8 protein-coding genes and 1 tRNA gene are annotated in these 16,272 nt (G+C 62.2%); all 9 read left to right on the forward strand.

Going from position 1 to position 16,272, the window contains the following annotated elements; genetic code table 11:
- Positions 1 to 700 (forward strand): septum formation initiator family protein (locus G6027_RS08475; RefSeq protein WP_182636788.1); only part of this gene is annotated, 700 nt, incomplete at its 5' end.
- Positions 697 to 1,248: a DUF501 domain-containing protein gene (locus G6027_RS08480; protein ID WP_182636789.1), complete on the forward strand. Its 552-nt coding sequence runs from the start codon at positions 697 to 699 to the stop codon at positions 1,246 to 1,248. The genes G6027_RS08475 and G6027_RS08480, both read left to right, overlap by 4 nt.
- Entirely contained in the window at positions 1,245 to 2,240 is a 996-nt protein-coding gene (locus G6027_RS08485; RefSeq protein ID WP_182636790.1) for a Ppx/GppA family phosphatase, read from the forward strand. Before G6027_RS08480 ends, G6027_RS08485 begins: the two co-directional genes overlap by 4 nt.
- A gap of 53 nt (positions 2,241 to 2,293) precedes the next feature.
- Positions 2,294 to 2,367, forward strand: a tRNA-Leu gene (locus tag G6027_RS08490).
- A gap of 181 nt (positions 2,368 to 2,548) precedes the next feature.
- Positions 2,549 to 5,719, forward strand: a complete 3,171-nt coding sequence (drmD, locus tag G6027_RS08495) for a DISARM system SNF2-like helicase DrmD (RefSeq protein ID WP_346995663.1) — start codon at positions 2,549 to 2,551, stop codon at positions 5,717 to 5,719.
- Positions 5,716 to 9,759, forward strand: a complete 4,044-nt coding sequence (locus G6027_RS08500; RefSeq protein WP_182636791.1) for a DNA methyltransferase — start codon at positions 5,716 to 5,718, stop codon at positions 9,757 to 9,759. Before drmD ends, G6027_RS08500 begins: the two co-directional genes overlap by 4 nt.
- Complete coding sequence (gene drmA / locus G6027_RS08505; protein WP_182636792.1) at positions 9,756 to 13,415, forward strand: DISARM system helicase DrmA; 3,660 nt, start codon at positions 9,756 to 9,758, stop codon at positions 13,413 to 13,415. Before G6027_RS08500 ends, drmA begins: the two co-directional genes overlap by 4 nt.
- Positions 13,412 to 15,496 (forward strand): DUF1998 domain-containing protein, encoded by a 2,085-nt coding sequence (locus tag G6027_RS08510; RefSeq protein WP_346995664.1) that lies wholly within the window; start codon positions 13,412 to 13,414, stop codon positions 15,494 to 15,496. Before drmA ends, G6027_RS08510 begins: the two co-directional genes overlap by 4 nt.
- A 3-nt stretch (positions 15,497 to 15,499) precedes the next feature.
- The gene (gene drmC / locus G6027_RS08515; RefSeq protein ID WP_346995665.1) at positions 15,500 to 16,204 is read left to right on the forward strand and encodes a DISARM system phospholipase D-like protein DrmC; all 705 of its coding nucleotides are present in this window, start codon (positions 15,500 to 15,502) and stop codon (positions 16,202 to 16,204) included.
- Positions 16,205 to 16,272 lie beyond the last annotated feature (68 nt).

Consider the following 16,272-nt stretch of genomic DNA (forward strand, 5'->3'; position numbering starts at 1 on the left):
CCGCCGGCAGACTCCCCAGCGGCGCACGCCCAGTCGGGAGCGGGACCGGCCGGTGCCAGCCTCGGCCCGCTCCGGCCGGGTGGGCTCGACCGCGCATCCGGAGGCCCACCGGCTCACCACGCGAACCGATCTCTCGGACACCGTGCTGGGCCCGCGGAACTACACGCCTCGGCGGATCGGTCTCCTCGCCGTCGTCGCCATCATTCTGCTCGTGACGGTGTCGTTCCCCCTGCGCAATCACTACCAGTTCCTCTCGGACGAGAAGGCGGTGGCGCAGGAGCGGGCGGCGCTGCAGGCCACGATCGCCGAGCTCGAGGCCGAAGAGCAGCTGCTCGCCGATCCGGCGTACATCGAGCAGCAGGCCCGCATCCGCTTCGGCGCCGTCAAGCCGGGGGAGACCCCGTACCGGGTGAGCCCGGTGGATCCGGTGGAGCAGGCGGCGGCCGAACAGCGCGCGGCCGAGCTGGCGGCGCTGCCGTGGCAGACGCGGGTGTGGGACTCCATCTCGGTGCCCGCCGATCCGATCTTCCCGGAGAACTCGAATCTCCCGGGGGGCACGTCGGTCCTCGAGGGCACCAGCATCCCCGGCGGCCCCGACACCCCGGCCGTTCCGGTCGATCCCCAACGCGGGAATCTCGGCGTCGAGACCCCGGGCGTCGACACCCCGCAACCCCAACCACAGGAGGACCCCCCAGCGTGAGCGCCGAACACAGCGTGTCCAGTGACGATCTCGAGGCGATCGAGGCCCAGCTGGGCCGGCGGCCGCGCGGGGTGCTGGAGGTGTCCTACCGCAGCCCCGACGGCAGGCCCGGGGTGGTCAAGACCGCGCCGCGGCTGGAGGACGGCACCCCGTTCCCCACGCTGTACTACCTCACCGATCCGCGGCTCACCGCTGAGGCGAGCCGTCAGGAATCCGCGGGGATCATGAGGGGGATGACGACGAGGTTGACCGCCGACCCCGAGATGGCCCTCAACTACACCCAGGCACATGAGCGGTATCTGTCTCAGCGCAACGAGATTGAGGACCTCGGTACCGATTTCTCCGGTGGCGGAATGCCCGAGCGGGTCAAGTGCCTGCACGTGCTGATGGCGTACGCACTGGCCGAGGGGCCCGGGGTGGTGTGGCTTGGCGACGAGTCCGTGGCGCTGGCCTGCGAGGCCGGACTGCGCGGCAATGCGCTGCCCGAGGACTGGCCCACGCCCGAGGAGCTGGGCGTGCCCGACTACTACGCGCAGGAGCAGGAGTGACCTCGGCTGCTCCCGATAGCGCCGTCCGGGTAGGAGCCGTCGACTGCGGCACCAACTCCATCCGTTTGCTCGTCGCCGAGGGCGTGCCCGGGCAGCCCGGGCTCACCGACGTCACCCGCGAGATGCGGATCATCCGGCTGGGCGAAGGCGTGGACGCCACCGGCAGGCTCTCGACCGAAGCGATCTCCCGGTGCCGCACCGCGCTCACCGACTACACAGCCACCATGGCCGAGCTCGGCGTGCAGTCGGTGCGCATGGTCGCCACTTCCGCGACCCGCGACGCCAGCAACAAGGACGAATTCTTCGACATGACCGCCGAGGTGCTCGGTGCGCACTTCTCGGGCGCGGTCGCCGAGGTAATCAGCGGCCAGACCGAGGCCGAGCTGACCTTCGCCGGCGGGGTGAGCGACCTCGACCCGTCCGACGGGCCATTCGTGGTGACCGACCTCGGCGGCGGGTCCACGGAGATCGTGGTGGGCGAGATCGTGAAGGGGGAAGTCCGAATCCTCGGTGCCCGCAGCCTCGACGTGGGCTGTGTGCGCCTCACCGAGCGGGTGCTCCACTCGGACCCGCCCACTGCCGCCGAGATCGCCGATGCCCGCGCCGTGATCGCCGACGCGCTCGCTGAGGCCGGGGAGGTGCCGGTGGGCCGCGCTGCTCGCTGGGTGGGCGTGGCCGGCACCTTCACTACGTTGAGTGCGCTGGCGCAGGGGCTGGGGGAGTACGACCCCGAGCTGATCCACGGCAGCGTAATTCCTTTGGATCGCATGCGCGAGGTCTGCGACCGCTTGGTGGCGTCGTCGGTGGCCGAGCGTCGCAGCCTCGGGCCGATGCACCCGGGCCGCGCCGACGTGATCGGCGGGGGCTCCATCGTGGTTCAAGCGCTGTGTGATGTGATGGCAGAGCGCGCCGGGTTGTCCGAGCTCACGGTAAGTGAGAAGGACATCCTGGACGGCATCGCGATGTCGGTGCTTACCCGCCTGGCTGGCTAGCTCGGCCCTGGCGCGCTGTGCGCCACCCGACCCCGCTCCGGCGGGGCCGGCAAGCCCCCATAGCCCAATTGGCAGAGGCAGACGGCTTAAAACCGTCACAGTGTCGGTTCGAGTCCGACTGGGGGCACACAAACCAGCGATGGTGTTCTGGCGGCGGCTCGTGTCGTGTCGCGTCGGAACTATGCACTTATGGTCTAGCAAGGCTTACACTCCCCATCCGGTTTTTCCCCGTTATGGAAAGGGACGTCCTATCCCATGTTCGGCCAATGAAGTCCGAATCGTTGGAGTAAACACTACTGTTTGCCAGTGTGACTGAAGTTGTGATTCCGCCCGCGGCTGTGCCCGAAGTCGGACAGATCGTTACCGTTAGGGGAGCGAACTGGGCTGTCGTCGACGTTCAGCAGCAGGGCTTAGGCCGGTCCACTGCGGATGATGCTGCTGCACAGCTTCAGCACGCAGTGACCCTTCAGTCTGTCCAAGAAGACAGGCTGGGACACGAGCTCAAGGTCGTTTGGGAGCTTGAGCAGGGGCGCAGTGCCCTGGCGCATCTTGGTCTGCCCGAGGGAATCGACCCCGAGAAGTTTGATGATCCCAACAGGCTCGCGGCCTTCATTGACGCTTTGCGGTGGGGTGCGATCACCAGCGCTGACGATGGCACAGTCCAGGCCCCATTCCGAAGTGGTGCCAACGTCGAGCCGTACCAGCTGACCCCACTCAAGCGGGCCTTGGCAAGCCCACGTGCGAATTTGCTGCTCGCTGATGATGTAGGCCTCGGCAAGACGATCGAGGCCGGTTTGGTGATACAAGAGCTCCTCCTGCGTCATCGCGCCCGAACAGTGCTCGTGGTCTGCCCTGCGGGTCTGGTTTTCAAATGGCAAGACGAGATGCAGGAGAAGTTCGGCCTCGACTTCACCGTAGTCAATTCGGAGACGATGAAGGATGTACGTCGATCGCACGGTGTCCATGCGAACCCTTTCACGCTGTTCCCTCGGATCATCGTCTCGATGGCATGGTTGCCCGGGCAGCGGGCTCAACGACTGCTCCGAGCTGCGTTCACTAACACCGCTCAGCGCTTTGCCTTCGACATCCTTGTTGTCGATGAGGCCCACCACGTGGCTCCTAGTAGTCCGGTGCGCACTAATAAGGTCGGGCAGGAGCGAAGGGGTTACGCAGTCGATTCGCAGCGGACCCGTGCTGTTCGGGAGATCGCAGAGCGCTCCGAGCACCGTCTTTTCCTCAGCGCTACCCCGCACAACGGATATACGGAGTCGTTCGCTGCGCTTCTGGAGATGATCGATCCACAGCGATTCGTCCGCGGCAACAAGATCGACCCGGTGGCACTTGAGGAGGTCGCGGTTCGTCGTCTTAAGCGTGATCTCAAGGAGGCGAAGGGGTTTCTCGCACGGGAGGTGAGTCAGCTCAATTACACCCCGACGGACGGCGAATCATCTGCATACGACCGGCTTCTCGCCCTCACGCAGCGTAGGGACAAGGCTGTCGCCGCAGGTGGCGCGAGCCGGACGGCGAGAGACATGGCGACATTGCTGCTGAAGAAGCGATTCTTCTCCTCGCCCGTTGCGTTCGCACGAACTGTAGACGTCTACCGTGACACTCGCGCCCGCGGTCTCGACGTCAAATTCGACCTCGACTATGACGAGATCTTCGGTCCCGATTCCGATGAGTTGGAGGAGGGCATGGTCGATCATCCCGAGCTTGAGGCGCTGAGAGAGGCGAAGAGCTCGCTGCCCCCGCTCACTGAGGAAGATATAAATGATCTTGGCTGGCTCAGCGAGTGGGGCCACCGGTTCGAGGGCCGGCCCGACTCAAGGCTCGATGCGTTGCTGTCCTACGTCGAGGGCACGCTCCGGTCGCACGGGGACTGGAACAATGAGCGTCTCGTCGTCTTCACCGAGTATGTCGATACGCTGCGTTGGGTCCGCGACATCCTGCGCCAGCAAGGCTACGAGAACGACCGTGTCGAGATCATCGACGGTGGCACGGACGCAGAGACCCGTGAGTTAATTCGCGCCCGCTTTAACGAAAGCCCTGCCAAGACGCCTGTTCGGATCCTGCTGGCCACTGACGCGGCTGGGGAGGGCATTGACCTGCAGAACCACTGCCACCGGTTGATCAACTTCGATATCCCGTTCAACCCTAATCGCCTTGAGCAGCGTATCGGCCGGATCGATCGCTACGGCCAGACGCAGGTCCCTGATATTCGCCATTTCGCTCCTGTTGCCAGTGGCGGGAGCTCGCTTAGCAAGGACGTCGATCTGTTGGCCCGCGTCGCGGTCAAGATCGACCAGATTATGCGCGACCTTGGCTCGGCCAATGAGATCATCGCGCCCGACCTGCAACGTCAGTTCGGAGGCGAGGTAATCAAGGGTCGCCGGGCAAAGGCGGAGAAGGATCCGATTGCCGGCATGATGGGCGGTGAGAAGGTGCTCAACGCGGAGTTGGCACGACTTGAGCAGAATCTCGCCGAGAGTCGAGAGCGACTCCATCTTCGCCCGGAGAACCTGCAGCGCGTGGTCGAGACGGCGTTCGAGCTTAATAATCTTCCTCCGCTTGAACTAGTCGGCTCCGCGGACACTGACGTGCCTGTGTTCCGATTGCCAAATCTTGACAACTCCTGGGAGCAGGTCACCCGCAGTCTCTACACCCGTCTGGACGAAAAAAAGGTGAGGCCCCGTCCGATCGCCTTCGATCCCCAGGTGTTGACGGAGGACCCTGAGGTCGTCTATATGCATCTCGGTTCGCCCTTGCTTCAGCGTTCCACCCGGCGCCTTCGCTCCGCACTGTGGGGCGGTGACCGAGCGTTGGAAAGAGTGACCGCCACGGTCGTACCTGGTCTTCAGGAGTCCTATGCCGTCGCAGTCACCCGGATAGTGTTGGTGGGTCGAGCCGGTTTGCGCCTCCATGAGGAGATTTTCCTTGCCGGCACCCGGCTAGCTCGCCGACAGGCAGTGGGTGAGCATCGTGCCGAGGAACTGCTGGAATCGGCGCTCGACCGCGCAGACCTAGTGGGTGTCCCGCCAGCGATCGCCACGCAAATTGCCGCCGCATGGAACACCGGGAGCGAAGATGGGCTTCGCGCTCGCGTCCAGAAGGCCATCGGCGACCGCGCCACGCGTCGCCGCAATGACGTCGAAGCACACCTTGTCGATCGGCGCGAAGCTGACATAGCGCGCGTCGGCGAGATCTTCGACCGGTTCGGGCAGACGCTGCGTGATGCACTCAGAGAGGCGGAAGTCATGAACCGTGACCCCCAGCTTGCCCTGTTTGAGGACGAGCATCGTCAGAGCGAGCGCGACCTTCGCGAAATCCGTCGTCGTATCGACGCACTGGACGAGGAACGTGAGCGCGAGCTTACGGCCGTTGGGACCAGATACGAGGACATCCGCACATGGGAGTTCCCGGCCGCCGTGATTTTCGCCCTTGCCCCGAACGACGCGGAGAACGGGCTGGTGATTCGATGAAAAAGCGCACCCACGGGATCGCCGACGTCCACAGCGATTGGCTTTCTCAGGTCGACGTTGACGGACCATTCCTCGCCTACCCGGTGATCAAGGATATGTGGCCCAACGGCGTCGACCGCCTCGGAAACACCGACGAACGCCTCATCATCTTCAAGCAGGCATACGCCCAATGGCAGCGCGCCTTCGACCAATATGTGGAGCAACCTAAGACGCCGGAATCGAAGGAGACCTACGACGCCGTACGGCGGGCTTGGATCGACGTTGTCATCAACGAAATGGCCGAGTGGGATGACCTGCACTCAGTCTCAGACTGCACGGTCCGCTCACCAGGCGAGCAGATCACCGTCACCGCGACCTCCGGACTTAAGGGACGCGAAGGCGAAACGGCAGCGTTGCTTCTAGTTTGCGACCCCACCTCCGGGCTGCGGGACGCCGGTCTTGACGGCTGGGCTGCCACCGAGGTCGACCGCCTGGCCATGTTGCTTCGCAAAGCGAAGGTCGAGGTAGGTCTCGTCACTGACGGCCAATGGTGGGCGTTGGTCTGGGCCAAGGAAGGCAAACCGAGCGGCTCCGGCATGGTGAATGCGCTGACCTGGGCTGAGGAACCGCTGCTTCGCGACGCGTTTTTTACTCTGATTGACCAGCGTCGTTTTCGTGCATCCGACGCCGAGCAGTGCCTGCCCCGCCTCTTCGAGCGCAGCGAGCTCGAAGCTGAGGAGATCACTGAGGCGCTCGGCACTCAGGTGCGCCGGTCCGTTGAGCTCCTTGTGCAAGCCTTCTCGGAGGCCCGGCTTGAGGCTGCGGAGGCCGGTGCCCCAGATCCCCTCACGGACAGGCCTGACGACATATACCAAGCCGCCGTGACGGTGATGATGCGGATCGTTTTTCTGCTCTTCGCTGAAGAGCGGGACATGCTCCCAACCGAGCAGCTCTATTGGGATTCCTACGCCTTCAAGGGACTCCTTGAGAATCTGCGGGTTCAGGCGGCAGGAGGAGAAGAGCAGCTGGATGAGAGCTATGACGCGTGGCACCGGTTGCTTGCCGTCAGCCAGGCACTGCATGGGGGAGTCAACTACGACGAGATGCGAATGCCCGCGTACGGCGGATCGCTTCTCGACCCAGAGCGCTTCCCCTGGCTCCATGCCACGGACAGTCGCGGACTTCGACTCAAGGTCTCCGACCGAGTGATGCTCCATGTGTTGGAGTCGGTGCAGACCGTCGTCGCCAAAGGCGAACGGCGCCGGATCTCCTTCCGCGAGATCGACGTCGAGCAGATCGGCTACATCTATGAAGGTCTCCTCGGCTACTCTTGCGCCGAGGTCGCTGACGACATCATCCTCGGACTCGTAGGCAAGGACGGGGCCGAACCTGAGATCCCGCTGTTCGCCATCAACGACTTGTGCGACGAGCACGGCGACGACTCCAAGAAGTTCGCCACGGCTCTCGTTCGTTGGATAAAGGAGAACCAGCCGGCTGCGACGGGAAAGTCCGTCGCAGCGCTGACCAAGCTCGTTGGCAGGGAACCGGCCGGCGACGACCGTGCGGAACTGGTCAGGATGTTGTCCCCGGTCTCGGGCGGAGACCGAGACCTACTAGAGACCCTGGTCAGCTGGGGAAACCTGATCCGCCGCGACCTTCGCAACATCCCACTAGTGATACCCGTCGGCGGCCTCGTCGTGATTGAGACGCCTTCGCGAAAGAACGCGGGAGCTCACTACACGCCTAGGTCATTGGCCGAAGAGGTCGTACTCCACGCTCTGCAGCCTCTCGTCTACGAGCCGGGACCGCTTCAGACTAATGACGGCAACGAATGGAAGCTCAAGTCTTCCGCCGCGATCGTCGACCTGAAGGTCGCAGATATCGCGGCCGGATCTGGCGCCTTCCTGGTAGCCGCAGCCCGATTCCTCTCGGAGCGTCTCGTCGAGGCATGGATCGAGGAAGGCCTGCTGGACGAGCTTGCCTCGGTCGACCCCGAGGAGCTACGCCGACGTGCGCTGAGGGAAGTAATTGCCCGCTCCCTTTTCGGCGCTGACATCAACCCAATGGCCGTCGAGATGTGCAAGCTCTCGCTCTGGCTGATTTCTATGGACAAGACAAAGCCATTCTCTTTCGTAGACGACAAAATCTTCTGCGGCAACTCTCTTCTTGGACTGACCTCGGTCGACCAGTTGCGCGACCTGCATATCGCGCCGAAGCCAACGAACAAGCAGCAGCAACTGCTGATCGATGTTGATATGAAGATATCGGCTGCGACGCAGCTGAGACTGGAGATGGCGAGTCCCGTTGACGACCAGGACCCGATGCGGTCGTCACGAGCTAAGTCACGATTGTTGGAGCAGTTCAGACTGATGACCGGTGAGCTCAAGCTCATCGCCGATGGGCTAGTCGCTGCTGCGTTGCCCCTGGGCGGCAAGCCGGGGCGCCAGCTTGACGATGCATTCAAGACGCTGACTTGGCAGCTAAATGAGGCGTTCCCTATTGACGGTTCTGTGGGCGACCCGACGAAGCTCCTCGACCGCATCGCTTCGGGGCTGGCGCCGGCTGTGGAAACTGACTACGAGCGGTGGGAACCGCTTCACTGGGTTCTTGAAGCTCCCGACGTCATAATTGACCGGGGTGGTTTCGACGCAATCATTGGTAATCCTCCGTTCCTGGGTGGTCAAAAGCTCACCGGCTCGATGGGGAGCAACGTTCGCGATTGGTTGATCCACGTCCTCGCGGAGGGGGCCCGCGGGAGTGCAGACCTAGTAGCTTACTTCTTCCTCCGTGCTCGCCAGTTACTTCGGAGTGGCGGAACCATTGGATTGATCGCGACAAATTCAATTGCCCAGGGTGTTTCTCGAGAGGTTGGTCTTGAGAGGATGGTCAAGTCGGGAATTGAGATTACGCGCGCCGTTAGAAGTCAGCCTTGGCCGGCAGCTACGGCCAACCTTGAGTATGCCGCGGTGTGGGGCGCCGCAATGGCCATTTCTCCGACTGTAGTTCGAGTCGTTGATGACGAGCCCGCTCTTCGGATTTCATCCCTACTTGAGGCGGAAGGTCGGGTTCAGGGCGATCCTCTCCGGTTGCGCGCGAACGCGAACATCGCCTACCAAGGGTGCATCGTGCTAGGAAAAGGCTTTACGGTGACGAGCGAAGAGGCCTTTCAGATGGTTGAAGATAGTCCAGAGAATCGACAGGTTGTTCGTCCTTACCTTAACGGAGAGGATTTAAACCAGACCCCTACCATGACGGCCACACGGTGGGTGGTGGATTTTGCCGAGATGTCTGAAAAGCAGGCATCAGCGTTTAGAGTTCCCTACAGCAAAGTTAAGCGCGACGTCCGCCCTTACCGTTTGGAGAATTCGGACGCAGGTGCTAGAAAGTTCTGGTGGCGGTTCCTGCGTCCGCGACCCGCGATGCGTGCCTCGCTTGAAGGGATGGACCACGCTATCGTAATCGCTCAGGTAAGTCGTACTTTGATGCCGGCGGTTGTCTCGACAAACCAAGTACTCGATGCGAAACTGGTTGTTTTCTCGAGCGATGATTGGGGCCTTCTTGGTGTCCTTTCTTCTTCCCCTCATCAACTGTGGGCGATCAAGTACGGGACGACCATGCGAACGGATGCCACGTATACGCCTAGCACTGTTTTTGAAACGCTCCCGCTGCCGATGGAACTGTCGGAAGTTGCCGACCTGGCCAAGCGCTTGCACTGTACGCGTGAAGAAATCATGTTGGGAAGAAACATCGGACTTACTCATTTATATAATTTGGTGAACGATTCGAGATTGCCTGCGGGGCTTGACGCTGAGCTAGATCGAATGAGAGAGATGCACGCAGATCTCGATCGGTCGGTAGTGGATGCGTACGGATGGGCGGACCTTCAGTTGGAGCATGGGTTCCATACTTACCGGAATGTGGAACGGTGGTCAGTTAGCGCATTGAACCGCTTGGAGATCCTCGATCGACTTCTGGAACTGAACTACAAGCGAGCCCGAGACGAAGGACTGCTAGTTCCTTCGCCGAACTGGCCGAGCGGACAAGAGGAATCGACAGTATGACAGTCAGCGCATCCACCGTAGTTCGGTCCGACTTGATTGCGCTGATTAAGCAGGAGTTGCTTGGTCCGCGCAACGGACCGACGGAGGAGCTCAAGGGGACGCCGCGCGCAGCCTATATGGTCGGATCTTTGGCGCCGGTCACCGTCGACCCGACGCAAACTTTCAGTGCCGGAACTGACGACGGTGCCAACCCAGCAGAGACAGGGCGCGCCATCGTCGATCTTGACCCTATGGCGAACGGTCAGTCGGGTGTCCCGGTACCTACGGACGAAGACCCTGCTGAAGACAATGAAGAGAGGGATGAGGGTGCGAAGGGTGCGTTGTCGCATCCGTCCTCGATGGGACTCCGATTGCAGGTCCCACGTGACTGTGGGGTCCTCAGCGTTACCGCATCCTGGGGGCGTTACGAGGCGTTCCGCAAAGAGAATGAAGACGGCCGAAAGATCCAGTTCTCCAGGCGTATCCCATTCGAGCGAACCGCTGAGATCGATGTACGAGAGCACGACAACCACGTCGCACTACCGCCGATTGCCCTCGATGCCGATGTGACGCTGCGTGTCGAACTCTATCCGCGTGATGACCGCACGATCGTCGAGTTGGCGCTCTCTAATGACCGCACCACTGCCCTGGATGCGCCGCCAGGGGACTGGCTTTTTCAGACCAAGTTAAAGGTGGAAGCAAACGGCGGAGATGCTGTGTTTCTGCCTACGCGAGATGTGCTCGCCGATGGTTATGGCGAGCTCGACCCGGAGCGGCAGCGGCTCGACTTGCAGTACCGCCACCGGCTCGAGTTCGCTATCGGACGCACGGCCTCGGTCACGTGGGCGGAGGGATTCGATGCTGAGGGAGACTCGCTGCGGCGCGCAACCTCTGTTGAGACGCTCTGGCTGCCGACTGCTGACGTTCCGCAGACCATCGCGGGAAAAGGGGACGGGGCAGAAACGGCGATGCGGGTTCTCATGGACCTTGGGCATGACGGAGTCGATGACGCTCTCATGTCGCTTGTTGACGGCTACCGTGAGTGGCTGGACAAGCAGGTTTCGCTAGCCGTTCATCTGCCGAGTCACCTCCAGATGATCGCGGACGAGGCGATCGGTGAGGCGGGACTTGTGGTGTCTCGGCTGAAAGCAGGGCTCGAACTACTTGAGACGAACCCGCAGGCACTGCAGGCATTTCGGTTCATGAATCAGACCATGCGTGACCAGCGGATGCGCACTCAGGTTGCAGCAAAACGGTCCGAACGCGGGACACTTTCGATCGAGGACGCGGTCGCTGAAGTAGAGGAGATCGGCGACGACGCGGCTCGTTGGCGGCCCTTCCAGCTCGCCTTCATCTTGCTTCAGCTGCCGTCACTCACCGACGCCACCGACGGATTCCGTAGTGGTCCAGCTGCGAACGTCGAGTTGCTGTTCTTCCCCACTGGTGGTGGTAAGACTGAGGCGTACCTCGGACTGGCGGCATTCACCTTCGCGATCCGGCGTCTCCAAGGGGTCATCCAGACCGACGGCGGCGTCCTGGATGGAGGTGACGGCGTCGCCGTTCTCATGCGTTATACGTTGCGTCTGCTCACATCCCAGCAGTTCCAGAGAGCAGCTGCGCTGGTTTGTGCTGCAGAACTGACGCGTCAGGCCGACCCAGCCACCTGGGGCGAACGCTCCTTCAGTATCGGCCTATGGGTCGGCTCGGCCGTCAGCCCCAAGCGTTACACCGACGCGAAACAACAGGTGGAGGCTGCCCGACAGGACACGGGCAAGTCGCACGGTCTGACCGTCCTTCAGTTACAGCGTTGTCCGTGGTGTGGCTCCAAGATCGACCCGAAGCGGGATCTGCACACAGTCAGCGCGACTGAGCGGATCGAGGTGCGGTGCGGTGACCGCAAGGGACTCTGCCCGTTCTCCCTCGATGGGGGCGCGGGTCCGTTGCCGATCACGACCGTCGACGACGAGCTCTATAGAAATCCGCCGACGTTCCTCTTAGCCACGGTCGATAAGTTCGCTCGACTGGCCCGCGAGGGTGAGGCAGCCAGCCTCTTCGGGTACGTGTCCGAGCGGTGCGCGCGCCATGGCTACCGTCATCCCGACAGTCGGGGCGCGTGCAAGGAGTCGTCCTTGTCGCATACCGCTAGAACAGAGGGTGGCGTCAGTTACCCGAAGGTGACCTTCCAGCCGGTGAACCGCTTGCGTCCGCCGGACTTGATCATCCAGGACGAACTGCACCTGATCACAGGCGCGCTCGGAACAGCTGTCGGTGTCTTTGAGAACGCTGTCGATGTGCTGTCCTCTTACGAGCAGGATGGCACTACCGTTCGTCCGCTAGTGGTCGCGTCTACGGCCACAGTGCGGAACGCCCTAAACCAGGTCACTGCGCTTTACGGTCGCGGGGTCGCGGTCTTCCCGCCTCAGGTGCTTGACGTTCGCGACACCTTCTTCTCAAAAGAGAAGCACGTCTCGGATGACGATCCCGGACGAAAATATATCGGGGTCTGCGCCCACGGCATCAGGCTGACACTCGCCGAGATCCGGATGTCAGAGGTTCTGCTGCTGGCAGGTCAGAAGCTTCTCGATGAGCACGGCGACGCTGCGGACCCTTACCTGACCACTGTCGGTTATTTCTCCGCAACGCGCGAATTGGCCGGCATGCGCAGATACCTTGATGACGATGTCACTACTCGTGTCGCTGGCAACACCGAACCGTTCCCGCGGCGCACCACCGACTGGACCCGACTCTCAATCGGCGAGCTCACTTCGCGAATTTCGGCGGAGGAAATTTCCAGGACCCTCGACCATCTCGCTGTTCCGTTCGGCGATCGCTGGACAACCAGGGGGAAAGCCGCTTACGGCACGGCATATAAAGTCGCGGTCGAGGCAAAGCAGCCGTTACCAAAGTCCCCGCCACGCCCCTATGACGTGGTCCTGGCCACCTCGATGCTCCAAGTTGGTGTTGACGTCCCCCGGCTCGGTCTGATGCTGGTCGTGGGGCAGCCGAAGAATACTGCCGAGTACATCCAGGCCTCGTCACGAGTTGGTCGTGATGCGCGTAAGCCGGGACTCGTGGTGTCGCTAGCGAACTGGTCGCGACCCCGCGATATGTCCCATTTCGAGTCGTTCAGGCACTACCACGAGACCTTTTATGCACAGGTCGAGGCACTGAGTGTGACCCCCTATTCCGACACTGCGATGGAGCGGGGCTTAATGGGCATGTTGGTCAGCGCAATCAGGGTCGTCGACGAAGGCCAAGCGTCGTCGCTGTCCCCGGCTGTCGGCGCGGGGGAGGTCCTCAGCAAACTGCCTGTTGCTCAGAGCATCATCGATCGGCTGGTCGCTCGGGCACAGCTCGCTGCGCCGGATTCACAGACGCTCGACCGTATGCGTCAGAAGCTGCTTCAACGCCTTGACCGTTGGTACGACAAGGCAAACGAATACGGCGGGGCTCTTGTCTATGAACGTCCCCGGAAAGACCAAGTCGAATGGCCGCTTCTCATCAGCCCAGAGACCACTGTGACGACGCCGGCAGACCGAGTGTTCGTCGTCGCTAATTCGATGCGTGAGGTCCAGCCAGAGTTCAACATTCTTGTTAGCCCGGCGCCAGCCAACCTCGCATTCAAGGAGCCGGCCGCATCCCCAGCATGGGGCTTCCCGAAAGTAGATGACGCGTGAGCGACGCACCTGTCGAGCCCGGGACAACAGACGGTGCACTGGCGCCCGTCACAGTCGGACTAGCGGAACTCAACCCGATCGCCGACATCGAGGCCAAGGCGACGAAGAACCGAAGCAAGGTTGGTTCGGTACGCCCGTCAGCTTTGCTCTACACCTCGGGCATCGGTGCCACCGTCGACCTGCCTCACCTTTCTGTCATGCCGCATGGCTTGGACGCTTGGCAGCGTTACTATGACCGTCGTCCCGGGGGCGCAGACGTGGTTGTCGAACCACGCTTACTGGATCTGGTCCGGGCCTATATCGGTGCCCAAGTGACCCAGCTCCGCAAAGCGCCGTGGGCGCCCGAAACGCCGGGCGGGTTTGGAGACGAAGCGATCGACCTTGGGATCCCGGCTCGGGTGTTCCCCCAGTGGCTGCGCTGCACAGGGTGCAACTTGCTCGCACCAGTCAGCCATCCGATCTTCGAGTTCAAGAACGTGCTGAAATACCGGCCTGACCAGGCGTCGTTCATCCACAAGGGCTGCAAGGGTTGGAGCCTGGGCTCAGGCAAGACCAAAGCCAGAAAGGGCCGAGACCAGGCAGCCGTTCCTGCTCGCTACTTGATCGCTTGCGTCAATGGTCACATCGACGAGTTCCCCTACGTCGCTTGGGTCCATCGTGGTCGCAACTGCCCGAACGCCAAGGTTCCGCAGCTCCGGATGCGTGAGTGGAAGAGCAACCTTGGTCCTGACGTCCAGATCATCTGTCTGTCCTGCGATGCTCGGCGGGGGATGCTGGAAGCTACTGGTCCTAAAGCCGCCGAAAAGTTGCCGCACTGCCGAGGCAGGCACCCGCACCTGGACGCTTTCTACCAGTGCGATCAGCCGGGGAAGTTGATGATGCTTGGGGCAGCCAACCAGTGGTTCGCCTCCACGGTTGGACTTCTCGCCTTGCCCCGCGAAGAGGTGGCTTCTGTAATCGACCTATTGCCGGTACTCCAGGCACTCCCACCCGAAGTGGTCGCATCGGCGACCTCGAAGGACGCTCTGGCCGGATTCCGAGGATGGGCTGGGAGCCTCACACAAAGCGAGCTCTTTGGAAACTCCACCGACGATGTGCTGTGGGAGGCGATCGAGACGCTCAAGGGCGGTGTGATCTCGCCCCCAGCCGCAGCGGTGAGCACCGATCCGAGTGACGTCTTGTTGCCTGAGTGGCTCGTACTCACCAACGAGGTGAAGTACACAAAGCACTCCGGGTCCGCGGACTTCCGCGCTGTTCGCCGAGAGGTGCCTGAGAGTTTGGAGCCGCTCATCAATGAGGTCGTTGCCGTCGAGAAACTCAAGAAGGTCAACGCGTTCGTCGGTTTCACGCGGATCGATGCGCTCGACCGCATTGACGACAGCAAGAACAGGGTCGCGCCGCTCACCCGCGATGGCCGACCGACCTGGGTGCCAGCTACCGAGGACCGCGGCGAAGGCTTCTTCCTGCGCTTCGATGAACCGACAGTGGTCGCATGGGAGAACAAGATCCTTGAGATGAATATCTGGGAGACTTACCGCCGTGCTCACGAGCTTAACTTCAAGCGCCGGACCAGTAAGACTTCCGACGGAACAATTGATCCCGACAGTCGATTCCCGGCACCACGGTATTGGGCGATCCATTCGCTGTCTCACTTACTGATCAGGGAAGCAGCGATGTCGAGCGGCTACGGCTCGGCCAGTCTCACCGAGAGGATCTACGCATGGCGTGAGGACGGCGACCGACCGGCTGCGGCCGGTCTGCTCATCACCACGACGGCCTCCGACAGCGAAGGAACGCTCGGCGGTCTCGTTGATCTGGCGCGTCCGGTACGACTTGGGGCGCTTGTCCACGACGCGATCCGGCGAGGCGAGCGATGCTCCAGCGATCCGATTTGCTCCCACCGTCGCCCTCGGGGAAAAGAGGATTTCCTCCATGGCGCTGCCTGCCACTTCTGCCTGTTCGTCAGCGAAACCAGCTGTGAGCGAACCAACCGGTTCCTGGACCGACGACTGCTCCTCGACCTGATGGTGGATACCGATATCGCGACGCCGGGCCTACTGCTCCCGATCCTTCGGGACTGATCTGTGACCCCCGTCGCCCGCTTGGGCGAATTGCTTGCTCCCGCCGAGGCTGGAGCGATTGCTGCCGCCCTGCGTCAACAAGGGCTGCCACACCTAGCAGCGCAGCGCGCCTTCGCGGTCAACCGAGTAGAGGTGAGGGCCTTGCTAGCGGCCCTCGTCGCAAAGGCAGGCAGCGCCGAGCTCGCGGCCGCTGTCCTGGACGGCATTGCAGCAGTCCCTCGCAGGGCACGCCCCGAACCAGTGTGGACTGCTCCAACCGTTCCAGGACTCGGCGGTCGAACGACGCTCGCCGCGGCTGAACTCATTAACAGAGCAACGACAACTGTGTACGCAGCAACCTACTCCGCCGGCGTAGGGTCGGACTATGTTCAGGCGTTGACGCATGCCATCGATCGCGGAGTCGCCGTAACGGTGATCGTCGACCGCGGAATGCAGCTGAAGAACGGCGGTGTGATCCCGAAGGCTCTTGCTGGCGCAAGAGTGTGGGCGTACGCGCCGGAGCCAGTGGGGGAGTACGTCCCTCTGCAACATGCGAAGCTTGTCGTGGTCGACCGAACCTCTGCGCTGGTTACCAGTGCCAACTTCTCCAACGCTGCCGCGAAACTCAACCTTGAGTGCGGCCTCCTGAGCCATGATATGGCGGTCGCGGACGACCTCGTGCGGCAGCTGGAAACCCTCTACGAGCACGGGGCGCTGGTCGCGTACTGAACCGCCCCAGGTTTCCCGCCGCTCCCTATGTGGGTTGCAGCTCTCGGTTGAGAGCGGCGTAGTAGCTC

It is taken from the genome of Dietzia sp. SLG310A2-38A2, assembly GCF_014145095.1.
GTDB lineage: Bacteria > Actinomycetota > Actinomycetes > Mycobacteriales > Mycobacteriaceae > Dietzia.

Bases quoted from the DNA above. Each gene is read 5' to 3' on its own strand.
- G6027_RS08500 (WP_182636791.1), top strand. From the start codon at position 5,716: ATGAAAAAGCGCACCCACGGGATCGCCGACGTCCACAGCGATTGGCTT.
- drmA (WP_182636792.1), top strand. From the start codon at position 9,756: ATGACAGTCAGCGCATCCACCGTAGTTCGGTCCGACTTGATTGCGCTG.